At 47.5% G+C, this 24,950-nt stretch carries 26 protein-coding genes and 2 pseudogenes; 6 read left to right on the top strand and 22 right to left on the bottom strand.

Annotated features, from left to right (window positions below; genetic code table 11):
• Positions 1–205 precede the first annotated feature (205 nt).
• The 3 genes and pseudogenes from Cop2CBH44_RS16780 to Cop2CBH44_RS00900 form a co-directional block, all read left to right on the top strand.
• A pseudogene (locus Cop2CBH44_RS16780) lies at positions 206–346 on the top strand (helix-turn-helix domain-containing protein); the annotation flags it as partial.
• A gap of 62 nt (positions 347–408) precedes the next feature.
• Positions 409–1,533 (top strand): IS3 family transposase, encoded by a 1,125-nt coding sequence (locus Cop2CBH44_RS00905; protein WP_476728533.1) that lies wholly within the window; start codon positions 409–411, stop codon positions 1,531–1,533.
• A 563-nt stretch (positions 1,534–2,096) separates the two neighbouring features.
• Complete coding sequence (locus Cop2CBH44_RS00900) at positions 2,097–3,890, top strand: leucine-rich repeat domain-containing protein (RefSeq protein ID WP_200755365.1); 1,794 nt, start codon at positions 2,097–2,099, stop codon at positions 3,888–3,890.
• Positions 3,891–4,013: 123 nt separating this feature from the next.
• Here the strand turns inward: Cop2CBH44_RS00900 and Cop2CBH44_RS00895 are convergent, their stop codons facing one another.
• From Cop2CBH44_RS00895 to Cop2CBH44_RS00865, 7 genes are all read right to left on the bottom strand, one after another.
• Positions 4,014–4,502, bottom strand: coding sequence for a hypothetical protein (locus Cop2CBH44_RS00895; protein ID WP_246469154.1), 489 nt, complete (start codon positions 4,500–4,502; stop codon positions 4,014–4,016).
• 5 nt (positions 4,503–4,507) lie between these two features.
• Positions 4,508–4,930: a hypothetical protein gene (locus tag Cop2CBH44_RS00890; protein ID WP_200755364.1), complete on the bottom strand. Its 423-nt coding sequence runs from the start codon at positions 4,928–4,930 to the stop codon at positions 4,508–4,510.
• On the bottom strand, positions 4,927–6,711 hold the full coding sequence (locus Cop2CBH44_RS00885) for a hypothetical protein (RefSeq protein WP_200755363.1): 1,785 nt from the start codon (positions 6,709–6,711) through the stop codon (positions 4,927–4,929). Before Cop2CBH44_RS00885 ends, Cop2CBH44_RS00890 begins: the two co-directional genes overlap by 4 nt.
• Entirely contained in the window at positions 6,692–6,865 is a 174-nt protein-coding gene (locus tag Cop2CBH44_RS00880; RefSeq protein WP_200755362.1) for a hypothetical protein, read from the bottom strand. Before Cop2CBH44_RS00880 ends, Cop2CBH44_RS00885 begins: the two co-directional genes overlap by 20 nt.
• 38 nt (positions 6,866–6,903) lie before the next feature.
• Complete coding sequence (locus Cop2CBH44_RS00875; RefSeq protein ID WP_200755361.1) at positions 6,904–7,449, bottom strand: hypothetical protein; 546 nt, start codon at positions 7,447–7,449, stop codon at positions 6,904–6,906.
• 160 nt (positions 7,450–7,609) lie between these two features.
• A complete protein-coding gene (locus tag Cop2CBH44_RS00870) occupies positions 7,610–8,164 on the bottom strand; it encodes a hypothetical protein (protein WP_200755360.1) in 555 nt (184 codons plus the stop codon).
• A 150-nt stretch (positions 8,165–8,314) separates the two neighbouring features.
• Positions 8,315–8,695 carry a hypothetical protein gene (locus Cop2CBH44_RS00865; RefSeq protein WP_200755359.1) on the bottom strand — a complete coding sequence of 127 codons (381 nt, stop codon included), beginning with the start codon at positions 8,693–8,695 and terminating at the stop codon, positions 8,315–8,317.
• A gap of 820 nt (positions 8,696–9,515) precedes the next feature.
• Between Cop2CBH44_RS00865 and Cop2CBH44_RS00860 the strand changes: the two genes are divergently transcribed.
• On the top strand, positions 9,516–10,232 hold the full coding sequence (locus Cop2CBH44_RS00860; protein ID WP_200755358.1) for a DUF169 domain-containing protein: 717 nt from the start codon (positions 9,516–9,518) through the stop codon (positions 10,230–10,232).
• Entirely contained in the window at positions 10,229–10,897 is a 669-nt protein-coding gene (locus Cop2CBH44_RS00855; protein WP_200755357.1) for an AlkZ-related protein, read from the top strand. Before Cop2CBH44_RS00860 ends, Cop2CBH44_RS00855 begins: the two co-directional genes overlap by 4 nt.
• Positions 10,898–11,074: 177 nt before the next feature.
• Here the strand turns inward: Cop2CBH44_RS00855 and Cop2CBH44_RS00850 are convergent, their stop codons facing one another.
• The 10 genes and pseudogenes from Cop2CBH44_RS00850 to Cop2CBH44_RS16580 form a co-directional block, all read right to left on the bottom strand.
• Positions 11,075–12,346: a type II toxin-antitoxin system HipA family toxin gene (locus Cop2CBH44_RS00850; RefSeq protein ID WP_200755356.1), complete on the bottom strand. Its 1,272-nt coding sequence runs from the start codon at positions 12,344–12,346 to the stop codon at positions 11,075–11,077.
• 3 nt (positions 12,347–12,349) lie between these two features.
• Positions 12,350–12,670: a helix-turn-helix domain-containing protein gene (locus Cop2CBH44_RS00845; RefSeq protein WP_200755355.1), complete on the bottom strand. Its 321-nt coding sequence runs from the start codon at positions 12,668–12,670 to the stop codon at positions 12,350–12,352.
• A gap of 107 nt (positions 12,671–12,777) precedes the next feature.
• Positions 12,778–13,650 carry a DUF7281 domain-containing protein gene (locus Cop2CBH44_RS00840; protein ID WP_200755354.1) on the bottom strand — a complete coding sequence of 291 codons (873 nt, stop codon included), beginning with the start codon at positions 13,648–13,650 and terminating at the stop codon, positions 12,778–12,780.
• 14 nt (positions 13,651–13,664) lie between these two features.
• Positions 13,665–17,327, bottom strand: a complete 3,663-nt coding sequence (locus Cop2CBH44_RS00835) for an ATP-binding protein (protein ID WP_200755353.1) — start codon at positions 17,325–17,327, stop codon at positions 13,665–13,667.
• Positions 17,311–17,862, bottom strand: a complete 552-nt coding sequence (locus tag Cop2CBH44_RS00830) for a condensin complex protein MksE (RefSeq protein WP_200755352.1) — start codon at positions 17,860–17,862, stop codon at positions 17,311–17,313. The genes Cop2CBH44_RS00835 and Cop2CBH44_RS00830 overlap by 17 nt, the downstream gene beginning before the upstream one ends.
• 29 nt (positions 17,863–17,891) lie before the next feature.
• Positions 17,892–19,088, bottom strand: a complete 1,197-nt coding sequence (locus Cop2CBH44_RS00825; protein WP_200755351.1) for a hypothetical protein — start codon at positions 19,086–19,088, stop codon at positions 17,892–17,894.
• A 243-nt stretch (positions 19,089–19,331) separates the two neighbouring features.
• Positions 19,332–19,684, bottom strand: a pseudogene (locus Cop2CBH44_RS00820) (HipA domain-containing protein); the annotation flags it as partial.
• Positions 19,685–19,843: 159 nt separating this feature from the next.
• The gene (locus tag Cop2CBH44_RS00815; protein WP_200755350.1) at positions 19,844–20,368 is read right to left on the bottom strand and encodes a septum formation initiator family protein; all 525 of its coding nucleotides are present in this window, start codon (positions 20,366–20,368) and stop codon (positions 19,844–19,846) included.
• 383 nt (positions 20,369–20,751) lie between these two features.
• Positions 20,752–20,877 carry a hypothetical protein gene (locus Cop2CBH44_RS16585; RefSeq protein ID WP_276512461.1) on the bottom strand — a complete coding sequence of 42 codons (126 nt, stop codon included), beginning with the start codon at positions 20,875–20,877 and terminating at the stop codon, positions 20,752–20,754.
• Positions 20,878–21,093: 216 nt separating this feature from the next.
• Positions 21,094–21,225, bottom strand: coding sequence for a hypothetical protein (locus tag Cop2CBH44_RS16580; protein ID WP_276512460.1), 132 nt, complete (start codon positions 21,223–21,225; stop codon positions 21,094–21,096).
• 315 nt (positions 21,226–21,540) lie between these two features.
• Between Cop2CBH44_RS16580 and Cop2CBH44_RS00810 the strand changes: the two genes are divergently transcribed.
• The gene (locus Cop2CBH44_RS00810) at positions 21,541–22,665 is read left to right on the top strand and encodes a Fic family protein (RefSeq protein WP_200755349.1); all 1,125 of its coding nucleotides are present in this window, start codon (positions 21,541–21,543) and stop codon (positions 22,663–22,665) included.
• 292 nt (positions 22,666–22,957) lie between these two features.
• On the opposite strand, the gene Cop2CBH44_RS00805 is transcribed toward Cop2CBH44_RS00810, so the two are convergent.
• From Cop2CBH44_RS00805 to Cop2CBH44_RS00785, 5 genes are all read right to left on the bottom strand, one after another.
• Positions 22,958–23,371 carry a hypothetical protein gene (locus tag Cop2CBH44_RS00805; RefSeq protein ID WP_200755348.1) on the bottom strand — a complete coding sequence of 138 codons (414 nt, stop codon included), beginning with the start codon at positions 23,369–23,371 and terminating at the stop codon, positions 22,958–22,960.
• Positions 23,372–23,430: 59 nt separating this feature from the next.
• Positions 23,431–23,757 (bottom strand): hypothetical protein, encoded by a 327-nt coding sequence (locus tag Cop2CBH44_RS00800; RefSeq protein ID WP_200755347.1) that lies wholly within the window; start codon positions 23,755–23,757, stop codon positions 23,431–23,433.
• Between the two features lie 10 nt (positions 23,758–23,767).
• Positions 23,768–23,974 carry a hypothetical protein gene (locus Cop2CBH44_RS00795; RefSeq protein ID WP_200755346.1) on the bottom strand — a complete coding sequence of 69 codons (207 nt, stop codon included), beginning with the start codon at positions 23,972–23,974 and terminating at the stop codon, positions 23,768–23,770.
• A 103-nt stretch (positions 23,975–24,077) separates the two neighbouring features.
• Complete coding sequence (locus tag Cop2CBH44_RS00790; RefSeq protein WP_200755345.1) at positions 24,078–24,671, bottom strand: P-loop NTPase family protein; 594 nt, start codon at positions 24,669–24,671, stop codon at positions 24,078–24,080.
• 20 nt (positions 24,672–24,691) lie between these two features.
• The gene (locus Cop2CBH44_RS00785) at positions 24,692–24,862 is read right to left on the bottom strand and encodes a hypothetical protein (RefSeq protein WP_200755344.1); all 171 of its coding nucleotides are present in this window, start codon (positions 24,860–24,862) and stop codon (positions 24,692–24,694) included.
• Positions 24,863–24,950 lie beyond the last annotated feature (88 nt).

Here is a 24,950-nt window from a genome sequence, read left to right as displayed (position 1 = left end):
ACACCTACCATTTGCCCGTCCCATATACCACAATTCCCCAATAGTGGTTTATTTTTCCGTCCATCTCATTTTCCCTACCCGAAAAGAGGCAGCCTCATCCCCACTTCCCCCTTTTTCAATAAGAAAGCAGCACCCGAACCTCCCCTCTAGAGAGTGAAGTGCCCCCAAAAAGTTGGACAAAAAAACCAATAAAAACAGTGCAATAATGAAACACACCTTAGAAGAAAAGCGGGACATAGTCAGGCAAATCAAGAGAGGCCGTCCCCTCTCGAGCCTGTGCAAGGCCCTACATCTCGACCACCATATGGTCAGAGACTGGCTGCTGAGATACGAAAAGTACGGAGACCAAGGCCTCCGAATACGTACCCCAAAATACCACTTCAACACCCAAGAAAAAGAAAGAATAATATGGGAACATACAAAAAAAAGAATATCTTTGCAAGAACTGAGCCTCCGTTACGATGTAGACCGCAGTACCATAAAATCCTGGCTGAGAAAGGCCCGCACAGGAGGTTCCCTTTACCGGATAAAACAACCGAGCCCCATGGCAAGACCCAAGAAAAAAGAACCACAGACAGAACTGGAAAGGCTTCAGGCAGAAAACCTGCGGCTCAGAGCCGAGAATGCGCTGCTAAAAAAAGTGAAGGCCTTAGTCGAGGAAAAGAAAGCCCGGGCACGAGAGAATGGGCAAAAGCCATCGACGAACTAAGGCCGGAATACCCCCTTGACTTATTGCTAAAGTTAAAAAGGATGGCCCGTTCAGTGTTCTACTATCATCTTAAACATCTGAAAGACAAGGACAAGTATGCACACGAAAAGGAACTTATCAAATCCATTTACCATGAACATAAGGGCCGGTACGGTTACCGTCGGGTGACGGCCGAGATGCGCAACAGAGGCTTCACGACCAACCATAAGACCGTACAGCGGCTGATGGATGAAATGGAGCTCAAGAGCAGAATCCGCAAAGTCCGTTACCGCTCATACAGGCACCAGGCCGGCAAGACAGCCCCCAACATCATCGCCAGGAACTTCAGGGCCGAAGCCCCCAACCGCAAATGGGCCACGGACGTGACGCAGATAAACATCGGTCCGGCCAAGCTGTACCTTTCGCCGATAATAGACATGTTCAATGGAGAAATCATCTCATATAACCTCTCCGAAACCCCCAACATGGAACAGATTTACGATATGTTGGACAAAGCCTTTTCCCGGAATGACGACCTGGAAGGATTAATCCTGCACTCCGACCAAGGCTGGCAATACCAGCATTACGGCTACCGCCAACGGCTCGAAGAGCGCAACGTGCTCCAAAGCATGTCACGCAAGGGCAATTGTCTGGACAACGCCATGGCCGAGAGCTTCTTCGCCATCATGAAGTCCGAGCTGCTCTATGCCGAAAACTTCGAATCCCCTGAAGCCTTCACGAGAGCTTTGGAGGAATATATCGATTATTATAACCATAGGAGAATAAAATCCCGGTTAAAGGGAAAGAGCCCGGTACAATACCGGACTCTTTCCATTACCGGATAATGTATAACCCGTCCAACTTTTGGGGTGCACTTCAGAGGGGCTGGGGGTGTGTCACACCCGCACATAGCTTCCTAAAATCAAAAACAATCACTAACGTTTGACAGATACTTACTTGCTCCTCTAAACTCGACAAACCTCGCTGCGGAATATCTCCACCCATGCCGCGCATCTCATCGTAACACACCCCTCAATCCCCTCTCGAGAGGGGAAGACCCACACTACAAACCACTCATTACCAACAAGAAAGCAGCGCCCGAACCTCCCCTCTTGAGAGGGGCAGGGGGTGTGTCACGCCCGCGCACAGCCACCTCAAACCCAAAGCGGTCACCCGAAACCGACAGACACCACCTCAAAAATCATCTCATTACAACCCGCGCCTCTCACCATAACACACCCCTCAAAAACCACTAAATATCAAGAAATAAAACAAACGACACAGCCTCCCCGAAGAAGGGAAAAACACCGCCATACCCGAAGCCGCCACAAAAATATCCCGGAGAATATTTGATTTTTACACGCAGATTGACTTATTTTGTTTAAATTGATATTTATAATACCCGCGTATGAAAAAAAAATTACTCCTACTGTCCATTGTCCTGATTCCCCTCCTGCTGAATGCCGCAGCCACAGATGGTACCGTCATAGAAAACCTGTCTGAAGGCACCCTCCTGGAGAGGGTCGGAGGCATCGAAAGCCTGAACGGAATAGAGAGCCTCACCATCTCCGGACGCATCAACGGGACAGACGTCCTCGCCATCCGGGGCATGCACAACCTCAAGGCGATAAACCTCGCCGACGCCTCCATTGTAGAAGGAGGGCAACCGTATTACAAATCATACACGACCAAAAACAACGAACTGGGAGACTACATGCTGTACGACCTCGGGCTGGAACAGGCCATACTCCCTCGCGACCTGACGCTCATCGGCCAATTCTCCCTTTCCAAAAACCAGCTCTCCTCCATCGAAATCCCCGAGAAGGTTACCCGCATCGGCAACAATGCTTTCGCTTCGAACAGGCTATCGGCTGTCACCTTTCCGCCGAGCGTCACTGAAATGGGAAGTGAAGCCTTCTCCGAAAACGCTTTCGTCGAGTTCACCTTCCCGCCAAGCTTAACGGAACTGAAAAGCTCCGTCCTGAAAGACAACAAACAGCTGCTCAAGGTGACCATCCCGGGCAGCATCACCGAGTTCCCCTCCGACATCTGCCGGGGATGCACGAGACTGAAACAACTCATCTTGGTAGACGGAGCTGAGGATTTGTTTATCTTCTTACTCAACCATACCTTCTTTCAAGACTACCCCCTCGAATATATATATGTCGGGCGCAACATAACCGAATCCCATAGTACATTTGCCCACATCTTCACTCTGAAGAAAGCGGAGTTCGGCAACATAACGAGAATTCCAAGCGATCTGTTTTTTAATTGTCCCAAGCTCGCAGAGTTCAACCTGCCCGGCACATTGGAAAGCATCGGTACAGGGGCCTTTGAATCATCCGCAATAGAAAAGATAGTCATCCCCGAGAGCGTCACATCCATCGGAGGACATGCCTTTGCCGGTTCCGATTTGCGGGAGGTCGACATCAAAGGGCCTGTACGGGAGCTGCCGGAGTATACATTTGGGATTTGCGAAAAACTGGAAAAACTCACTCTGCCCTCGACCATCTCGAAAATAGGGGAAAAGTGCTTTTGTTACTCTGAGATACAAGAGTTTCGTTGCCCTGACGACCTGGTCGAAATAGGATCTGAGGCATTTCATGGATGTGATAAACTGGAACGGGTCCACTTCAACGACAAACTTACCCATATCGGAACCAGAGCCTTTCAGAAATGCTCCGCCCTGAAAGAAGTGTACCTCCCGGAATCCGTCACAAGCATCGATTCATATTCATTTTCCGATTGCGAAAGTCTGAGAGTCCTCTCCCTCCCGGCAACACTCGAAGAAATCGAGCCCTCCAGTATCGAGGAGTCAATCAATATCATATCCCTCATATCACACGCCGTGACACCCCCCACCGTGACGGAAGACTTCGATACCCGGGTCACAGAAAACTGCACACTATACGTGCCCGACGAGAGCTACGCGCTATACTACCTGCACCAATACTGGGGGAAATTCCGAAAAATAGTCAAACTATCGGAATACACCGGAATCGACACCGTGACTCGGGACTCCACTCCCTTCACTACCGGAAACGGGAAGATAATCATTCCCGAAGGAAACAACAAGAGATTCACCATATTCAACATGCAGGGGCAAGCCATATACGACGGCATCCCCACCTCAGAAATCGAGTGCGGGAACGGGCTATTTATCATAAAGACTCCCGGCTCCAGCCACAAAGTCCGCCTATAAACCCGCCCATACATGCATATTCCGGGCGGCATACAAGAACGATGCCGCCCGGAGCACAGCCAAACCTCCCCTCTCCGAGGAGGGAAATCCTCTCATTGCAAACCGCTCATTATCCGGCAAGCGTCACACGCCACCACCGGATACATCGCCCGTATCCGCAGGATTGGCCTCGTTGAACTTGACCGACAATTTGGCAAAAGTCCGGCCAGCATTCATCGCATAACTCTGGGACGACTTATAAGTCAACTTGAAGCTGCGCGAAGCCCCGCCGCCCGAAGACGGGAAGCCCGGTATATCGACAACCACCAGCCCGGCCTTCAGCACCTCCACAAAAGCCATATACTTCTTCCAGTAGTCCGCCTCGTCCGTCCCCTCGACAGTAAAAGCAAGAGTCAAGTCACGGGCATCCAACTTGGGAATGCCGTGCAACACCACCTTGCCGTCTATCTGCCGGCTCTGGTTCTCGATAAAATCCTTCAACTTCGGAGGAGCAAACAAAGTGTCGAGAAACCCCTCGCCCATATGCACGCCCCACTCCGCAAAAGCATCCTTGCCGTTTATCCGCAAATCCGGCATTACATCCGCCGGTACATTCTCTTCCATCTCTTCCATACCATTCATTCGTTAAAAATTATTGCCGTATCATCCTTCACTATCTCCACCTCGCCGCCCCGGTTCATCACCGAGACCACCGCGTAGTTCCCCGCCTCGATACGCGCCCGGGCGCCATGCATCAGCACCACCCGGTGCAACCGTTCAGGCCCCGAAAAAGAGAGCCTCGCACAAGTATTGCCGACAAGCCCCACACAAGCATCGCCCGAGAGAGCTATCTCCCCCTCGTCTATATGCACCCCGTAAGGAGCGACACCCTCCTTCATCCCCCGGAACATATCCAGAGAAGGGAAACCCTTCTCCCCACAAAACTCCCGTCCCTGCGGGGAGAAAAACAACCACACCAGGCTTCTCCAGTCACTCACCTTGCCCGAGCCACCGCACGCTCCCAAAAGAGCAGCCGCACCGATTACATCCTCCGCTCTCATAACCTGTTCAATTTATTTGCCACCACATCCAATTTCTTGTTCGTCTCTATCAGCTGCTTCACCGTATTGCCCGTATTGTTGCTGATTTCCGTCAGTTCCAGATAAGAATTCACCGTCATCGTACGTATCTCGTCGGCAATACCCACCGACCGGACATCCAGGGCCAACATCTGCGACAGCAACGACGTCTGCTCCCGGTTCTGCGCAGCCACCACCTCGCCGGCATACTGCAAGGCGGTAAAACGCCCGTTCAGCTCCGTAGCCGTATCCTGCGACATCGTCTCGAAACCGCCGCTGTCCGACTGCTGCTGACGGTCGGTCACGCTCTGCAGATACTTGCCGTAAGTACCCTCCATCAGCTCCGCCTCGGCAGCAATCTTCTGCTCATACTCGTCTATCTTCGCCTGCTCGGCCTGCGTCAGTCCCCCCTCCAGCGCGACAGAAAGATACTTCATCAGCTCATTCACGGGGCCGCTCAACCGACCCTTCACAGCCTCGGTGATACCGTTCTTCAGAATGTTTGCCACAATATCCTTCGACTTCGCCGCCGCGCTGTTGCCCTGAGCCCAGGCATCCACATACGCCTCGGCAAAGCTGCTGATTGCTTCCTTGACCTCCGTACCCAAAATCGCCTCGATAGCCTTGTCCTTGTTATCGGCCAGCTGGCGGTCGATATCATCTATCTGCCTCTGGTACTCGTTCATTTTGCTGCTGTCCGTATTCTTCTTATCCTTCTCTGCCGCCATCTGCTCCCCTATCAAGTTGCGCTGCTGGCGGAGGAGCTCATCCTGCTGCTCTATCATCCCCGAAGCATCATACGAATAAGCCCTCTCTATCGCGGTGCCCAGACGGTCATACGCACGTTGCAGACGGTCTATCTCCTTCTGGTTCTCCTTGATTATCTTCTCATTCACCTTATCCTTGCTGAAAAGATTGGCCACCGCCATGGCTGCCTGGATAGCCGCCGAGACAACCGCCAAAACGACCGACGCCTTCTCGACAGTCGATATAGACTCACTTGCCATATACGCAGAAAGGGAAATCGACTTTCCGGCCGTATCGCTAAGCGACACCACCTTATCTATCGCAGAAGCCGTAGCAGTGACCACCGTACCCACAGCCTTCATGACATCTCTCGTACATTTCCTCAAATCGGTAAAACTGTCCAAAGCAGCCTTCGTCGAAGTACCGACGTCCTTCAGCGCAGAGCCCACCTTCTTCCAGTCGGTCTTCTTTTCCCCGTCACCTGCCGTATCCTGAGACGCTTTCCCCTTGTTCACCTCCTGGTTCAAAGTCTCCAAGGCCCTCTTCACCGTATCACCGTTGCCCGACTCCTCGGCAGCCTTCACAAGGACATCCCGGGCCTTCATCAGCATATCCACCACCTTCTCAAGAAACAGGTAAACGATAGCATCGGCCCAGTTCACAAACATCTCTTCCCCCTTCTTCATCGAAGCCTCCAGTCCGTCCGGAGAAGAACTCCCGCCCGAGCTCCCCGTCCCTGCCGGCCCGTCCTGCAACACCGCACTCCGCAGCGCCGCCACCTCCACATCATCACTCACAGGAGCATCCGCCGCCGCGTCGCCCGCCTGCCTCTCCGCCTGCCGGGCATACTCCCGCACCCCGTCCTCGGCATCCTGCCACTCGGCCAGCAACCCCTCCACACGAGGGTCGGTACTCTTCAGCGAACGTATCGCCACACTCAGCTCCTCCAATTTCCGGTACAAGGCATCCAGCCCGGAAGCCCCGGTACCACTCATATTATCCGTCAATTCTGCCATTACACTTCATTTTACTTTTCATCCTGTCCCTTGCCGACACATACTCTATCCGGTCGCCGTACACGATATGCAGCTTGTCCCTCTGCATCAGCAGAAGCTGTTCGTAAGGAATCACCTCGAACACCTCCCGGTACGACAACTTCAAACTCTCCATGAAAGAGGCCATCTGTCCCACAAGCGTATGGCCCCCCGCTACCTCGGTGTTGCCGCCATCCTTGCCACGCTCATCGCTAAGGCGGCACACGCGAAAAAATCACTGCCCTGTATCAGAGAAACACACGCATTCAAAGCCCCGTTTATCTCCCCGGGCGTGCCCTCCTCCAGCTCTCCGGCAATGCGGTCGCGCACCTCCTCCCAGCCATCGGCATTACCCGCAACAAGGCAAGCTATGCCGCGGAGTATCTTCTGCGAACACCCGGGCACCGCCCTGACCATGTCGGCAAGCGTCCCCTGCTCCGGAATATCGATATCCGCAAACTCACCGATCGCCCGGCATATCACCTTGATAGAAGGAGAATACACCGTATAAGCACGCCTGCCCACGACAAAAGTCTTGAACCTCTGTCCCAGCAACAACGAAGAAATATTCTTACCTGCTTCATTCATATTACCAAAAATTAAAAAAAAAACATACACCAAATATTTTTCCTGTACCGGAGAGAGGAAACAGCAACCTTTATATAACTTACTCACTTTCAGAAAGAAATAAGTATCTGAATCTCCCCTCTCAATCCCCACACTTTCAGGAAGAAAGCAACATCCAAATCTCCCCTCTCGAGAGGGGCGGGGGTGTGTGACGCCCGGGCACAGCCACCTGAAAATCAAAGCGGTCACCCGAAGCCGACAAGCACCACACCAACAGCCATATTCACCCTCCGGGACAGGAAAAACAAGCCGCTTACCCTACGATTTCAGACTCACCGGCCACGTCAAACCAATACTCGGAAGCAATAGCAGTACCCGAAATCTCCTCCGGAGTAGCCTTCACAGCCACCGCAATGGCATTATCGGTAGACACCCCACGACCCGAGATAAGCGCCTTGGGGAACACAATGCAGACATTGTCCTCTGTCAAGGCATACAAAGACTTATATATAAGCCCCTTGCCGCCGGACCTTGCCCAGACCTCACCCGCAGTCTCAGTACCCGCCGTCACAGTACCCCCCTGCATAGCCGCCTTGGTCTCAAAATCATACGCACCAATGCTGAAACTGATGGAAACAGCCCCCGGCTCCACATCCGAGCGGTACACCTGCCCGTTCAACTGGTTCTTATAACTGTTCACCGTCGGCTCGGCCTCCTCATAAGTAAAAGTATCCTGGTGCGAATTGGAAATCTCCGTAGCCGCGGTAAACAATCCGGCGATAGTCTCCGCTGTCGGAGCTGCACTCAATACCTCACCATACCGTAAACTCTTGATTTTTATTGCCGAAATCACTCTTTTTTCTGACATAACATTCAAAATTTTAAAAATTAACTACTCATTATTACCTTGTCCGTCAGACCCTCCCACCATCGCCCGGGCACGACTGCATATATTCCGGAACATCCTGCCCGATACCCTGTGCAAAAATCCGATGACAGCATAAAAGTAAGCAGTAAATTACTTTCCCCGAAATATTCCGGAAGGCATAAAACCACAATTCCCGAATTGTGGGAAATATCCTCCCCGTCCCCCCCCTTCCGGACAAAGACCGAAGCCCGACGGCCATGCCCAAGCACTGCCACCGAAAACCAAAGCTGCCACCCGAAGCCGACAGATAACACCTTGCAACACCAAGCGTCTCGAAACTGTATCCCGCAACCCATCTGCCTTTGCCGCAACTTTCACCGTAACACACCCCTCAATCCCCTCTCTAGAGGGGAAACATCCCCAATCAAACCACTCATTATCAACAAGAAAGCAGCGCCCGAACCTCCCCTCTCGAGAGGGGCCGGGGGTGTGTGACGTCCGTGCACAGCTTCCTAAAATCAAAGCGGTCACCCGAAGCCTGACGGATAACACCTTGCAATACCAAGCGTCTCGAAACTGTATCCCGCAACCCCTCGACCCATGCCGCGACCCTCACCGTAACACACCCCTTTAATCCCCTCTCAAGAGGGGAAACATCCACGCCACAAACCACTCATTACCAAAAAGAAACAAGCATCTCAAACCTCCCCTCTCGAGAGGGGCAGGGGGTGTGTGACGTCCGTGCACAGCTTCCTAAAACCAAAGCGGTCACCCGAAGCCAAGAAACACCTCCTCACCAAACAGTAGCAAAAACATCTCATCCCACACCGCGTCCCTCACCATAACACACCCCTTTATCCCCTCTCTAGAGGGGAAAACAACACACAAATCACTCATCACCAAGAAGAAAAATAGCATCCCAAAACCTCCCCATCCCAGAAAAGAAGATTATCTACTTTGGAAAATTATGCCTAACTAAAATTATTTTCAGAGTCCACTTTTGGAGGCCGGTACAGGTAAAAAAACAAAAAAAGTTTGCTTATTGCATGACATTGTACTACATTTATGATACAATACAAAAACAACAGGAAAACAGTGGCAGGAAAACAGGCCTCGTCTCATCTGCGTGAAGACTTGTAACGAGCCTTACAGGAACAAGCCCCAAAAGCAGACAGAAGCCCGAATAACTTCTCCGGAAGCACCCTGACGGACGCAACACATTCCGGACCCGATGACGAAACCTTTGCCGCCACAAAGGAAGCCCGTCCCGGGAAGCATGCCGCGACAATAAACCCGGGCTGCCTTCCGGGCCATTCACGGAATCCGCGGACAAAAACAAAATGAAGCACTTATGATACAGACATTCTTGCAAAGATACAAAGAAGCCTTCGGGAATGCCACACCGCTCCCCGTCGCCTTCGGATACAGCCATACACCCGCCACGGAAGAGAGGGAAATACCGCGTTGCATGATAGGGGCCGTACGCAAAGTATGCGACGGCGAACCGCTTACCCTGACTGCCGGCAACGTGTCGTGCGGCGGAGGAAGCCTGTACACCGCTTTCGCCCCCATGCAGGAACGCATACCCGGGTTCGTCTCGGAGACGGAACATTACAAGCAGACCCCCGGGCAAGTAAGGGAATATATACGCAACCTTGACATACGCCCGGCAGAAAAGCCCTGTCTGAATTTTGTACGCATGGACCGGCTATCCACACTCGACGACGTAGAAGGCATCCTGTTCTTCGCCACCCCCGACATGCTATCGGGCCTATGTTCCTGGGCCTTTTACGACAACGACGCCGACGACGCCGTATGCACACGTTTCGCATCGGGATGTTGCAGCATCGTGACCTTTGCCGTGCAAGAGAACCGGAAAAACGGCCGGAGCTGCTTTATCGGCATGCTCGACCCCTCCGCCCGCCCCCTGGTTCCGGCACACGAACTTACCTTCGTGATACCGGTGCACCGTTTCCGCGAGATGGTACAGACGATGGAACACTCGGCCCTGTTCCGAAAAGCATATTCCATAGTGAAGAAAAGAATCAACGGAGAAACCGGAAAATGAAAAAAGAACCCTTACACTCCTGCCCCGAATTGATCGACTATATCAATGACATAGGCTTCCTTCCCCTACTGCACATGGGCATTCCCGGATGGTCGGCAGAAGAAGCCGTGGACGAGGATTGCCGGTACACCCGTTTGCCCGACGGCGGATGGGAATGGCCGCTCTGGAAGTGGAAAAGCTCCATCCTGCAAGAAAGCGGTTGTGCATACGGCAAGTTCCTCGGCAGCAAGGCAGCATTTATCAGCCGCGAGTGGTGGCCCGACTTCTGCAATTACCGCCGGAGCGTATACCCCTACCCGGAAGAAAGAAGCATAGAAGAAGCCATCCTCGACACCCTGAAAACCGAAGGCAGCCTCACCACCCGCGAACTACGGGCGGCATGCGGCTTCACAGGCCCGAAAATGCGGAGCCGGTTCGATACCTACCTGACCCGCCTGGAGATGGGCGGCTACATCGTCACGAAAGACTTCATCTATCCCCACGACCGCCACGGGCGGGAATACGGCTGGGGCTGGTCCCTGCTCACCACTCCGGAAAACCTCTTCGGGCGGGAAACCTGCCCTCCCGGCCGCACCCCTTCAGAATCGCGCGCGCGGATACTCGCCCGGCTCAGGAAGATTCTGCCCGACGTTCCCGAGAAAATATATGACTCTTTGCTCAAATAAATAAGGAAGGTTGCCGACCCTCCCCCCCCCAAAAAAATCCCTCTCCCGCTTCCCAGACACGCCCGTACCGGCCAATCCGGAATGCGCCGGATGCCACAGACACGAATACGCTGCATCGTCCTGTCAAGGTCTGCAACTCCATCCGGGCGAAATACGGACTGCCAGCCCTATATTTTATTACAGTGGATTACATAACCTGATCTGCCTCTCAAAGACAGCAGCAAAGCGCTCCTGTTCGCTTTTTGCAATACCCAGTCGCGTGGCCAATGACCGCCATTCCCCGACTGCCTCCAGAACCTCACTGACGATTTGCCGAGCTGTCTGCCCCTGAAGCATATATTCCTCACAAGAGTCCAGCAATTCATTCAAGTCCGATTTATTGGTAACGCTGTTGATTAACAGACTCTGATATTCATTCAGCGAGGGATTCATATCGTAGGCCGGAGACAAAGTCCATCCCTTGGCTGTCAGTAGGAAACCATGATTGCGGAAATGGTCATCCGTATTACCGATGCAGATATTGAATGCGACCCTGCGATACAGTTCTTTCAGATTATCCTCCACATGGGTACAGTTCTGGAGTATGAAATCGACCATATCCAGATAGCCATTGCCGGTATTGGCATTGTCACCATCATTCAAGCCCAAAAGAGTCATGGCCGAAGCAAAATGTATGCGCTTGCCATTTTCCCTCCGGTCAAACCGTCGGGAGAGCAAAGTGTGGTATTTGTCATTTGTGGAGATTACTCTTGTCTCTGCGGCATTTATTCCGGCCCTCTTTGCCAACAGATACGAAAAATGCTCCCAAAGGCCTGCATCATAATCATCCTTACGGGACGGAAACTTTGCTATATACAAAGTCCTGTTCTCATCTATCACGCTTGCCTTCGGGCGCGCCCCTCCAAGAGATGAACCGGGCTGTACCAGCTGAGCAATCCAACACATTTCTGGCAGCCTGTTCTCTTCTTCGCTTTTCTCTATTTCAGAACCGGCAGCAATCAACTCACAGATTTCCGCCAGTGGCGGTATGCACAAGACTTCACTTGCATTGATATATCTTCCATCCATGGATTCCTTGAAACGGAAACCTCCCATGCGGGAAAAGTCCTCAATCCCGACAAGATAATCAAATGAAGAAAGCCGACGTACCGGACGTTTCTCTTCCTTTGCCAGAATCTGTTCCCGACGATTGATCAATGTACGTCCCCACCTGTCTGGAAGGGCATCAGAAAAACATCCGAAAATATCCTTGTCGGGAGCCGTGTATTGCTGTCCGGGATAGTTGTTCAAATCATTACTAAGAAACAAGTTGCCATAGTCCCTTAGCCAGTCATCACTATAGCAAAATCCATAACTGTCCGAGCCACGAAGTGATTCATAGCTCAGTTCTCCAATCAACCTAGGTTCTTTCAGCCAATCAAAGTCAGCAAACACATAGAGTCTTTTCATAGCTTATTCTTTTTTGGATGCCCTTTCCCGTTTCTTGAGACTCAAATCCTGCAATGCCTTCCCCATCGCATCTTCCTTTGCAAGCAGAAGAATATCATCATCCAGCTGAAGGGCATAAAGCACCCTGAGATAAATACCGATAGCCACTGTCGGTGCCCCCTTCTCGATACGCGAAACCGTAAGAGGCGAACAGGTGGCACGTTCGGCAACCTGAGCGACACTAAAATTCCTGCGCAACCGGGCCAGCCTGATCTGCTCACCGACCATCCGCATCTTCTGCTCCAATCTCCTTGGCAACTTGGTGCCCATTGTCGTCCTTGTCATATCTCAATACATCATATAATATACAAATATAATGCTTTTTCATCATTTTATGATAGGTTGATGTCCGAATTTTCAATCCAAAAAATATTATGACCTCTACAACACAATTATTTTGCTACAACATACCCTTCCTGTTCGTACACCCTCCTGTAATGATGAATCATCTCGACCAACTTATCCAGGCGTGCATCTGCAATCTTCATATTTTTATACCTAAGATATTGTGTATTATACAGTACGTCATTTCCGGTCCTTAGCCTTGCATCTATATCCTCAGGGATAAGGAAACTTGCTCTTTCGCCTAAATATTTATAAAACTCCGACTGATATATAAAGATACCTGCCAAATCAAAATCACCGAAATGTATATATTTATTGGGAATTTTCATAAGCCATTCCCTTAAATCTGTCGACTGTGGATATCGTGATACAAACAGAATTTTACGATCACCGAACAGATGTTTCTGACATCGTATCCGACTGAAGTTTTCACCGTTCTCCACACCTACCACAACAACGTCGGATGGTATATAAAACACCTCCGGTTTTTGAACGAACACAGCAATCCCCTCTATAGGTGATATAAGAAACTCTTCCTGTTCTATCTTTGCGGCTATAGGTTCGTAACAGTTCACCAAAAAGCCTCTGAAAGTCCTCAATTTTACAGTCTTTGAATCTCCGGTGTACTGTACAAGTGTGCTACGCTGTAAATCATTATTTTCATTCAATAAAACATCAATCCACCTTTCAAGTGAATTGCCAGATGTATAATTGTCTGCAATATATCTGCTAAATGCCACTTCATCAGTAAGACGATAGGAAACCCTGCTTCCACTGGTTATTCCGGTTAAGAGTCCCTCCAGCCTCAATTCATCAACTATCCAATGCGGTAATGAGCTTGAAGGAACGGTTCCTCCTTCAAGCATGTGCAGGAGCTTCCTCGCAACAGATATTGTAAATCGTTTTTTATTTATATCCATATTATAAGGTATTTTTATTTTCGCGTAAGCAATGGCACTACCTTAGTATTGCTTTTCGCATCTTTGCTCAACAGATAAGTATATTTATAGTCCTCTACATTATAAGTGGTAGGCGAACTGTTTATGAGCAATATATTACGGCTGTTGGCAAATTCAAGTATACCTTTTATGTTATTCGGATGTAACTTGCCTATTTCATCCATCATACAATGCACCTTGAAATCTCCGAATTTTCTTGAGACCTTTTCCTTGAACACATTGATAAGCATGATATTTACCATAGCTTTAACCAGTATATCAGTGCCGTCGGAACCTACATTTGCAATTTTCTCTACCCAGCCTGTATCGTTATCGTTTTCCATGACACGGAACTGCAGGTTAAAGGTATCAGAAACAGCAAGGCTTTTCCTGGCAGGCTCATCCTTAAGCAGTCTGCTGAATGCATTAAGATATTTCACAGCCCTGATATTCACATTCTCACGGGAATCCTGTGAGAACAAGTCCATTTCACCCATATTGAAACTATTCTCATCATTGAAATTCTTTATTTCTATCAGAAGCTGCATAAGTTTGTCATTACTCTGCAAAGGCCGGAGTTCGATACTACGTATCACTCCTGCAAAATTACGTTTTATAAAATCCTCATTAATATCTCTTATGGTTTTATGAATCAGGCTTTCGCTTTGAGTGAGTTCTCCTGTTTCTTTAGATATGCGTCTTATTATGTTTACATACCTTTCACTTATGCGGTTTTGGAATTCGGCAATCTTATTATTCTCCACAAACTCACATAAGTTGGATGCAAAATCCTTATAATCGGAATCACACGACAGAGACTGAGGGAAACTGAACGTATTTCTCGCAGTAAAATTACCGTTAAATAGATTTACTGCCTTTTTGAAATTTTCAGTATCCTTCCCAAGAGAAACTATCAGGCTTTTCAGTTCATCCACTATCACCCCGCAAGATTTATTCGTTGGAAGTTCTTCAGAAGTATACGACTCCGGAGGGCAGAAACCTTCATCTTTACGGAAATTTTCAAGAACAGAAAGATCATTCTTGATAGAATCACATTCGGCCGACTTATTGTTTATATGTTTCTTTACAAAATCATACTGACCGGTGAGCTTGTTTTTCCGCAATTCATATTTCTCTTTAAGTTCACTCAGGTGCATATTGTTGTTTTTCTCGTTGTCACGCAGTTCCGGCTCACGGTCAAACAGTTCCCTTTTGTCTTTTTCATAATTCCACACAAATGCCTGTTTTTGGGATATATAATCCAATTCAGCCTTGACAGCATCAATTTTTGATTTATAAGTATTGATAACCGACGTATCTGCACCCTTGCCATTTAACTCCTCATCCTGCAATCTGAGAAGTTCCTTTTTTCTGATATCCACATCCATACGGCGATCGGCCAGCTCCTTATTTACTGCCTGTATCTCAACATCAGTAGCACTACGCTCTTTCTTTTCTGCCTTCCTCTGTTCGTCAACAATCTGAAAAATTCGCTTTTCTCTTTCCTGTTTCAGAAGTTCTTCATTGTTACTGCATTTTTGTCTTTCCTTTTCCTTACCTCCTATAAGTGTTTCTATTTCTTCAAGCCTGTTTCTCTTCCATTCCGATTCTTTGCGTTCCCATGAAGCCAACTCCGCTTTAATATTCTTTTCCCGAAACGGATATTGCTGTAACTGAATTTCAAGAAGATGCCTTTCGTCTGACATGGCAGAAATCCGCTTCCTATACTTACTCTTTATGTCTTCAATACGCCTTGTTTTTTCTTCATTTAGAAGACCGATTTTTCTTATATATTCATCCCTTTCAGACGATCGGGCTTCAAATTCCGTTTTTAGCTGTTCCGGAGAGCGTAATTCACGCTGCACCTCCGCCAAATCAATTTTCACACCATAGAAAGAACTTCCACCATCGGTTGAGAGTTCGGGAGAAAGGTCCGGATTGTAAAGTATCAGTTCCTCATCGGCAATCTTGCCGATGCTCTCCTGCCATCCGGGTCTGTTATTGTCGAGCCACTCGCAAAAAGATCCTTTACTGTTGTTTATCAGTACATTTAATGATTCTATTTCAGCGTCCAGTTGTTTTTTATAACGTAATATTTCATCTATTTTCCCATCAAACTCTTTTTCAACCACCATAACTTCCGTATCCGACTTTTGTCTCAGACGGTCACACTCCAACTTCATGCGGTCGACTTTCACTACCGTATCCTTTTCCTCGGAAGATATATTTCTCAACCGTTCTTCACAGTCATTAATTTCATCCTTAAAATGAACAAAACATTCAACCCTTGTTTTTTGCTGTTTCAGGCTGGATATTTCTTCCTGCAACAGTTCCTTGCTATCGGCCTGGGCTCTCAACTTCTCCTCGTAGACAAAACGTATTTCTGCTGTCTGATTGTTGCTTTTCTTCATTAATTCAGCAAGTCTCTTACCAAGTTCTTCTTTCCGGCATAGAATTCTATCCTTGATCTCATTCTCAAACCTGGCAAAATCGGCATCAATACCCTGCTCTATCAAAGAATATCTGCCGATTACATCATCATATGTACTTGTCAGTTCTTTATAGAATTTATTCAGTGACTCCAATTCGTACTCCAGTGCCGGTTTCTTATTTACTCTCGATATAACCTCATCAATGCGCTCTTGTTCATAATATTTACGTTTTTCCTTTATCCTCTTCAGGTCCGATTCTATAATGCCGCTTAACTTTATCAATCTGTCGTGCTCTTTGTCAAACTTATCTTCCTCTTCTCCCAGCAAACGCATATACCGTTCGGCATCCCTTTCCAGTTGCAAAAGCTGTTCCTCAAGTTCAGGAAGTTTCCGGCGTGCCATCTTTTCAGAGTAGTTAAGTTGTTCCCTCCCGTTTTCAATCTGCTTTTCAGCAAACAGCAGCATTCTGTATCCCTTTATCACCATATCGGCCTGTTTCCTGACAGGAACTACGCCATTCTTATCCTGTTTTATCCATAGCATTACATCGGAATATTCCTGTTCGAAAGTTTCTATCTGACTCCGATAATAGCTCAGGTCGACTACAAACTCATTATCATCCATTGACTGTATAATGGTATCCTTGATAAAATCGGCATCAAGCTTTGAGTTCAAGAATACATTCTGAATTGTACGCGGTATATTCTGGTATCGAGAACTCTCTACAATCGCATACTTACGGAACTGAAGTAATTCCGGCTTCTTGTTGTTTCCGAATATTATATCACGAAACATATCGTAACCAATAACCAGCGACGACACCTTTACACCGGATTCTGACACTCTTGTACGAATAACGCTCCAGTCAGCTGATACCTCGTTTTTACCATCAACAAACCATTCCTTACTATATGGAGCATCAATAAAGCGGAAAGCTGCCCTACCCATTGACTTTGTTACCACTACGGTATACGAGCCATTTTCGCGCATCACCTCATAAACTATATACGAGTTGGCAAACGGAAGGTAGAAAGAATCAAAATTTTTCTTTTCTTTCGGGATACCCAATCTGAGTTTGTCTGCATTATAGAAAAACAAGACAGCTCGCAAAAGCGTACTTTTACCTACACCCTGTGTACCGATAAAATGTACATTGCCATCCAGCTTCACTTCGGCATACGGTACATGAGCGCTGTTCAGAAATATTACCTTATTGAGATATCTCATCGTTCATTTCCTCCGATATTGTTATGCAATCCACCAAATCCTCCATATAATGAAATGCCGTCAATACTTTATAAGTGTTATCATGTTCATTTTCAAGTTCTATCATTCCTGCCTTCTCGAGTTCCGAAACGAGTTTCTCCACGACCTCGTTATATTTCTTTTTATCCTGAAACAGTTTGGAAGCCTTATCTTTCAATTCTATCTGGCAACTTATCTGAACTTCTATGTCTGCCGGCCGGAACTTAAATCCCGGACCGAATGTGGCATCATACGTTTTAAGGAAACTCAGATAGTCTATCCATTTCATCACTGCTTCAAGTTTGCGTTCAAAGTCAACTTTCGCTTCCTGACGGGTAAACATATAATATCCATCACCACCTTCAAGATAAAAACCAATGCCTTTATAATACTCATAATAGTCGGTCAAATCCTCTTCTATAGCATCATAGTAGCGTTTTATTGCCGGAGAAACGCTGTTTGCAGAAATAAATCCGCCTTTACTCAATATATTGAATATTTCTTCCGTATATTTCATGCTTATTCTGATTATGTAGTTATTTGGAATTATCTGGAATATATCAAAGGATATTCTACATCATAACTTGTTTCATAATTATCGGTAAAGTTCAGTCCTTCGGCATACTGCGATGCTATCTGACAGAAAAACAATATTTTGTCATCTGTATTCAATTTCTTATGATAATTGTAACCCATTACAAACTTAAACAAATGACTGCTTGATGCCGAAAAAGCATTATAAATTTCCTGTAAGTTTATCAGATCAAGAACCTCACCTTCAGTTTTCATATACTCCGGCGGTATCGCATCCGCCATATTCTTGAGCCCTTTCGTCTGATTCTTTCTTTTGGATACGACTTTTCCTATAAGTTCCAATGCCGCTGCAGATGTACGCAGATTATCTACCGACAACTTTATCCGGTAATTGGTCTGAGGCTCCATCCATACAGGATTTCTCATATTGACAATCTGGAGAATATCAGTTTTTTCCTCCAAAAGGAACTGGTCACGAAGGTATTTCAGACGCCGTACCTTTTCGAATATTCTATTCTGATAAGCTATAAGATTCAAGTAATGAATAATCTGCTTTTCAATCTCAATAAGATTATGGTACGAATCATTAAGTTGTAGCTTCACATCATTTACCACTATGCGCATTTGAGTGTCCATGGCTACTCTGAAAAACACAGGCTGACTGTTTTCTATTATATCTTCACTCCTGTTGATAAGAAGAGCTATGTTCTTGCGCTTTTCATCAAGATTTTTCAGTTTTGAGAGTTTTACACGATAATTCGGTTCATTTTTATATGTATTGTCAATGTTGCGTTTCAGGTCTATCACATTGCGCACGGTAATCATTGCGATATTCTTCAGGCATCGCCTTACCTCCTTATGATAATTATATTTTCGCTGTTCATTATCCTCTTTAAGATAATAATCTATATTCTCATTCAAACGTCCCAGATAATCATCCACAAACGAAACATTTATGTTTTCATTGACCTGTAATACATCCTCAAAGAACTTAAGATATACATCCTCCATTTCAAGGAAATTCCCGTTATCTCTTATTATTCCATAGTCAATAAGATATTTAATTCTTTCCTCCTTATACTCCGAAAGTTCAAGTGCATAATCATATTTTAAGGAAGTAGAAGGTCTTTTCTGAAACATTTGTTTCAGCAGAAGCTTCTCCCTTTCAAGTACACGTAACAGTTCATCTATAGATTTGAAGGTATTCATAATTCAAGTATTCTATATGCATTAAATCTCTTGTTGTTTTCCTCCATCCAAAAAATTCTATATATGATAATATATCCATACAAACAAATGTAAAAGAATATTCCCAATTAAAAAAACAATGATATAAATTACTACAGATATTGAAATTTAATGTCCGCCTCGACTTTTCCCTATATCGAAATTAAACCAAAGATAGTGAAAGGCGAGCGCAGAGGAAAACGAAAAACACAGTTTTTAAAGTTTGACAATAGTCGTTTCAACACGCCCTATCCACTGCTCCGTAACACCATATTTAGCAGCAACCGCGCGGAATGTTTTTAAGACATTGACTATATCACATAGATTGCATCAGGCCGGTGTATTTCATTGTCCTTAGCAAACCGGATAACATCATCACGTGTAAATTTCCGAAGCTTTGTCCTGATATACATGCAATGATCCTCGTTGGGCAAGAATCCCCCACTATCAAACATATAAGCCATATCGTATGCCAGAGACAAACTCCATGTACCCTCCTCACTCATGATAAATGAAAAATTCTTATTGTGGTCATCCGTATTGTTTGCCAATATATTAAAAACCATCCTACGAAATAGGAACATTCAAGAACAGAGGCAAAACAATCCCCGTTGTCGATATCCGGGACAAATAACCCCCATCGACCCTATTCCGAAACCCGTACAGATACCCCCGGGAATACTTTCTCTCGCAAAAACATTTCCCGGGGAAACAATCCTACCCGCCTGCCTGCCATATCAATAATACTCGGTTACAGACGTACTTGATGTATTCTTGCTATCAGGATACACACTCGGGTCATATTCTGTAGTCTGTATCGATGTTACATTCTTTCCGGAATAACTGTATCCATACGTTGTCGTATAACCTTTTGCATAATATATTCGAGTTTTTTCACGCCCTTGATCGTCATAACGATATTCAACAAGAGAAAAACCACTTTCGTCACCGGTTTGCCTTTTAGGTTTCGAACTCACCTGACCATTTCTATCAAAGTATAACCCGTCGACCAAAAACTCACCCGAAGTATTACCCTCCCCGTTGCCGAGGTCCGCAACCTCCTTTTTCAAACGGGCAATTTCGTCCCTCAAGTCCTTATTCTCCGTTCTCAGCTCCGCCACTTCCTCCGTCAACGAGCGGACACTGCTCCACAACTCTGCCGTATCACCCCCATAAGGAGAATCACCGCACGAGTCATTGATAGACACACCGACAAGAAACGCCGCAACCACGGCCACCGATTTCAATACATTACGATTCATGATATATTCAGTATTTGGTTTACAAAATTACACACCTATCCCCGCACTCCATTACTATAAATTTCCCCCTGATATAACAATTGGTCAGATTATTTTGAATTAACAAAAACAAAAAAACTATGAGAAAAATTTCATCGCTATCTTCCTCCTTAACATGACTCACCCCTGTTTATCCGATTATCCGAAGCGACGGAGATTGTTTTTGCCGCTTTCCTACTACAAAAATAAAGTAATTTTGCCGCTTTTCCAAGAATAATATTTACAAATTTGCCGCTTTTCCAAGACAAACAATTCACCCTTTGTACCAGCCTGTAAAAGTAGACACTGAAAATAATTTTAGTCAGACATAATTTTCCAAAGTAGACAATCGCGATATTTTTGCCTCATTTGCCTTTGCAAAAGCAGACATTCCCTACAATTTTTTCTTCATAATCATTTCCAAAAGCAGGCACACCCGAAAAATCATTATCTGCCGGTGTCGCATGGCTTATAAATATCGTATCTCTCACAATCCATTCCTTTGGCAAACATCATCAACACCGGCACATTCGTACCCTTTCCTGGGTATATGTGTTTTGTCGGAAATAAGAAAATGTTTTCACTTCATTTTGTCGGAAAATGCAAAATGTCTTAGTGCCAATTTGTCGGAAACAGAAAGTTTGGCGTAGTCTCTTGAAGTCCCCCGACAATTCCAAACAGCATATCCCCCTACCCCTATTGCATCCTTACTTTGTGACAGCTTTCATCAGAGGGCAGTCAGCCCTCAGCATCATTCCATGTATCAGACTTTTGCCCAAACCATTTTCAACCGGGTCTACCAAGTATCCATGAAAATCATTCCAGTGTGCACGTATCATGCCCAAGCACAGCCACCTGAAATCCTAAACAACCACCCGAAGCCAAAAAACACCTCCTCACCAAACAGCAGCAAAAACATCTCAGCCCAGCACGCAACCTTCACCGTAACACACCCCTCAATCCCCTCTTTGGGACGGGGAAACACAACGCCACAAACCACTCATTTCCAAACAGCAATCCCCCCGAAAAACAACAATACAAATCAGGTAAGATACCGATAATCATAAAAATACCGCCTTTTTGCGGATAATAAGCCGCATAATTTGCGGTTTATTATCCGCAAAACCGTATATTTGCAGAAAACAGGGATACCTATGTATATACATGAACATAAAGAATGGCCCTCCTTCTCGTGGAACAAGTATCTTGTCGGTGAAAAACTGAATAAGGTACACAAAGCCGTAGGCTATCTGATGGGACGTCTCAGCACAATCGGTTTCAACGACAAGATGTCTGCCGTAGTCGAATCCATCTCCCATGACATCATCGCATCATCAGAAATTGAAGGAGTGGAATTGAACAATGAGCAAGTACGCTCATCAGTAGCCCGCAAACTCGGAGTACAGTTACAAAATCTGACAGAATCCTCCCGCTACATAGACGGAGTGGTAGAAATGGCCCTTGACGCAACCGTCAATTTCAACACCCCGCTCACCCATGAAAGACTGTTCGGCTGGCACAACTGCCTCTTCCCTACCGGATGGAGCGGTTCCGCAAAAATAGATGTAGCCCGATACCGTAGTGGAGAGATGAAAGTCATTTCCGGAATGTTCGGCCGGGAAAAAGTACATTATACGGCACCTGCCCCTGAAAAAGTAGGCGAAGAAATGAACCGGTTTCTGGACTGGTTCAACTCAGACACCCATAAGGACTATATAAAATCGGCAATAGCCCATTTGTGGTTTGTATGCATCCATCCGTTCGACGACGGAAACGGACGAATCGGACGAGCCATTGCCGATATGGCACTTTCACAGGCCGAAAACTCCAAAATGCGCTTTTTCAGTATCTCCCATCAGATAAACAAGGATAAAAGACAGTATTACGACATATTGGAGAAAACGCAAAAGGGAGATTGCGATATTACAGAATGGATCATCTGGTATCTCGATTGCCTGCTCCGTTCCGTCGAGCAGTCCGACGAGACATTGTCGAAGGTGCTGAACAAAGCCATATTCTGGCAAAACCACGCCCAAACCGTCCTGTCCGAGCGACAGCGTGAAGTGCTGAACCTGTATCTGGACGGCTATCCCGGAAAACTGACAGCCAAGAACTGGGCAAAACATGCAAAGGTATCACCCGATACGGCAGTACGAGACATAAAAGACCTTGTAGAAAAAGACATTCTGGTTCCCCGGCAAGGCAGAGTTCGCGACGTATCCTACGGAATCCGGTGCAGCGACTCTACCCTTTTCATTCCAATGTCCGAAAGTTTATAATCATTTCATCATATAGGCAGGAAGACCGTGCGATTGGTCTGAAAAACCGACTAACACCACCTCTCCCAAACAGCAGCAAAATAATCTCATCCTATGCCGCTCCTCTCACCGTAACACACCCCTCAATCCCCTCTCAAGAGGGGAATTTGCAACACCATAAACCACTAAATATCAAATAAAAAAGCAGTATTCAGACCTCCCCTCTCGAGAGGGGCAGGGGGTGTGTGACGCCCGAGCACAGCTACCTCAAACCCAAAGCGGTCACCCGAAGCCCAAGAAATACGACCCCGCCTCAAAGCCTGACAAGACTCCCCGCCCCGAGCCGCGCACAAATAGCGGCATACAAGCCATCCACCTCCTTGCGGAAACCCTCATAATGACGATAATAAAAAAACACCGTATCCACATTATGCGAAACAAACGTGACATCCGTAAAACCCGCCGCCGCCGCAATGCTCCGCCGCAATCCCCTCGGCATACGCCCGCCCGCCAACACCGCAGGAGCATACAGGAACAATACGATAAGGATAAACTGCCTCCTGCAATACACCTCCTCGCCCCCGCCCCGCAGCTCACAAAACCACCCGTAAATACGAGGTATCAGCCCCTGGTCGCGCAACACCGGAGCGCACAACCCGCGTTCCCTCTCGGCCAGCCGGCTCTTCTGCCCCAGCACATCCCTCAATTCAAGAATCTCTGCTATCATACCTTCCCTCATGACAATAAAAATCCTCCCCCACATCAAAAAGAACAAGAAAAAAAACACTACACCCTGAAAAGCTCCGCCCTGTCGCACAAAAACACCGTATCACGATTGAGATACCCCCGATGGGCATCGATATACCCCTGTATCTTGTCACGGTGCCGCCGCGTCCACAAGTCCGGACAAGGAATCCACCGATACCCCCGATAATTCCTGAAACAATCCATGACACCCACATTCACCTCCTGCACCGGAAGCACGGCCCTCCAGTCCGACTTCCTCACAACCTCTACCACACGCACATGCCGCAGCACATCCAAGAAGCGTACAAACACCGCCGGCAAAGGCCGGTACCCGTGTCCGAACGTATCATCGTACACTATGCGCACATACCCCGCCTCACCCCGGCACAGCAAGTAAGAATCCATCCGGCTCAGCACCTCCGTCACGCTGCCCCGGTACCGTACAAGCCCGTGGCAAAAATACACCTCGCCCGTGCGGCCGTCGCACCTCACCCGGAAGTCGAAATAACGTACCCCCCTGTCGAGCAATTCCATGACATCCAGCCTCTGGCACCGGGCCGTAAAATTCAGCAGCCTCGACCATACCCCACGGGGCTCGGCACCCGTATGCGCATTATGAGCGCCCAATAACCTCTCCATATACAAAAACTCCTTTTTTTTAAATTATACTATCCACTTGCAAAACATCACTCCCTCAGGCTCTCGCCCGCAAACCGCACAGCCCGGCACAGCCGTATCACCCTGTCCGTCGTACGCTTGTCATACCGCCGGGTCATCATCTCGCTGTCCAGGTTCGTACTCACAAACACCGGTTTCAGCAGCCGCTCGGCCTCGTTGATAAGCACCTGGAAACCCTCGTACCTCTCACCGTAATTGTTCACCTTCGACTCCACCCCTACCTCATCCACACAATATGCCCACCGCTTCAAGTACGGCACCAACTCGCCCGGCAGCTTATCGGCATGAATAGGCGCCAGTACCCTCCCCTTGCAGTGCATAAACAGCAGAGGCAGCACCCCCGTCAATATCGTCGTCTTGCCCCGGCCGCAATCGCCCGTCAGAATCAGCCCCTTGCCCCCCGTATCCGTCATCCAGTCGATAATCTGCTCATACTCCGGCAAAGGCCTCACCTCCCTGCAAGTCCTGTCCACAAACCGGAACGCCTGGTAAAACAGCCGCTCGCAAGCAGCCCGGTCGCCAAAGCTGAACCGCTCCACACTGCGCACCGGATTGAACCCGTGCGCCATAATCCTACCCAATGTCTGTTCAAAATCTTCCATACCTAAATATCAACATCATTTCAATTTACACCGGCCTCCCCCAAAAGAAAATCCACACGCCATAAACCGCTCATCATCAAAAAGAACGTAGCTCCCGAACCTCCCCGTCCCAAAGAGGGGTCGGGGGTGTGTGACGCCCAAGCACAGCCTCCTACTCCAAAAGCAACCACCCGAAGCCTGACGGATAACACCCCGCAGTACTAAACCTCTCGAAACTGTATCCCGCAACCCCTCTGCCCATGCCGCGTCCCTCACCGTAACACACCCCTTAAATCCCCT

The sequence above is a fragment of the Coprobacter secundus subsp. similis genome (assembly GCF_015097275.1).
Lineage (GTDB): Bacteria > Bacteroidota > Bacteroidia > Bacteroidales > Coprobacteraceae > Coprobacter > Coprobacter secundus.
Note: the sequence above shows the minus strand (reverse complement) of the source record. Positions and strands in the feature narration are given on the sequence as shown.

Excerpts from the sequence above, each read along its gene's own strand:
- Cop2CBH44_RS00905 (WP_476728533.1), top strand. The coding sequence starts at position 409 with ATGGGAACATACAAAAAAAAGAATATCTTTGCAAGAACTGAGCCTCCG.
- Cop2CBH44_RS00825 (WP_200755351.1), bottom strand. The coding sequence starts at position 19,088 with ATGAATACCTTCAAATCTATAGATGAACTGTTACGTGTACTTGAAAGG.
- Cop2CBH44_RS00840 (WP_200755354.1), bottom strand. The coding sequence starts at position 13,650 with ATGGATATAAATAAAAAACGATTTACAATATCTGTTGCGAGGAAGCTC.
- Cop2CBH44_RS00860 (WP_200755358.1), top strand. The coding sequence starts at position 9,516 with ATGATACAGACATTCTTGCAAAGATACAAAGAAGCCTTCGGGAATGCC.
- Cop2CBH44_RS00795 (WP_200755346.1), bottom strand. The coding sequence starts at position 23,974 with ATGGTCGAGGCTGCTGAATTTTACGGCCCGGTGCCAGAGGCTGGATGT.
- Cop2CBH44_RS00790 (WP_200755345.1), bottom strand. The coding sequence starts at position 24,671 with ATGGAAGATTTTGAACAGACATTGGGTAGGATTATGGCGCACGGGTTC.
- Cop2CBH44_RS00845 (WP_200755355.1), bottom strand. The coding sequence starts at position 12,670 with ATGACAAGGACGACAATGGGCACCAAGTTGCCAAGGAGATTGGAGCAG.
- Cop2CBH44_RS00850 (WP_200755356.1), bottom strand. The coding sequence starts at position 12,346 with ATGAAAAGACTCTATGTGTTTGCTGACTTTGATTGGCTGAAAGAACCT.
- Cop2CBH44_RS00835 (WP_200755353.1), bottom strand. The coding sequence starts at position 17,327 with ATGAGATATCTCAATAAGGTAATATTTCTGAACAGCGCTCATGTACCG.
- Cop2CBH44_RS00805 (WP_200755348.1), bottom strand. The coding sequence starts at position 23,371 with ATGATAGCAGAGATTCTTGAATTGAGGGATGTGCTGGGGCAGAAGAGC.
- Cop2CBH44_RS16580 (WP_276512460.1), bottom strand. The coding sequence starts at position 21,225 with ATGATACGTGCACACTGGAATGATTTTCATGGATACTTGGTAGACCCG.
- Cop2CBH44_RS00870 (WP_200755360.1), bottom strand. The coding sequence starts at position 8,164 with ATGTCAGAAAAAAGAGTGATTTCGGCAATAAAAATCAAGAGTTTACGG.
- Cop2CBH44_RS00890 (WP_200755364.1), bottom strand. The coding sequence starts at position 4,930 with ATGAGAGCGGAGGATGTAATCGGTGCGGCTGCTCTTTTGGGAGCGTGC.
- Cop2CBH44_RS00810 (WP_200755349.1), top strand. The coding sequence starts at position 21,541 with ATGTATATACATGAACATAAAGAATGGCCCTCCTTCTCGTGGAACAAG.
- Cop2CBH44_RS00830 (WP_200755352.1), bottom strand. The coding sequence starts at position 17,862 with ATGAAATATACGGAAGAAATATTCAATATATTGAGTAAAGGCGGATTT.
- Cop2CBH44_RS00895 (WP_246469154.1), bottom strand. The coding sequence starts at position 4,502 with ATGGAAGAGATGGAAGAGAATGTACCGGCGGATGTAATGCCGGATTTG.
- Cop2CBH44_RS00855 (WP_200755357.1), top strand. The coding sequence starts at position 10,229 with ATGAAAAAAGAACCCTTACACTCCTGCCCCGAATTGATCGACTATATC.
- Cop2CBH44_RS00880 (WP_200755362.1), bottom strand. The coding sequence starts at position 6,865 with ATGGAGAGTTTGAAGTTGTCGTACCGGGAGGTGTTCGAGGTGATTCCT.
- Cop2CBH44_RS00815 (WP_200755350.1), bottom strand. The coding sequence starts at position 20,368 with ATGAATCGTAATGTATTGAAATCGGTGGCCGTGGTTGCGGCGTTTCTT.
- Cop2CBH44_RS00885 (WP_200755363.1), bottom strand. The coding sequence starts at position 6,711 with ATGGCAGAATTGACGGATAATATGAGTGGTACCGGGGCTTCCGGGCTG.
- Cop2CBH44_RS00900 (WP_200755365.1), top strand. The coding sequence starts at position 2,097 with ATGAAAAAAAAATTACTCCTACTGTCCATTGTCCTGATTCCCCTCCTG.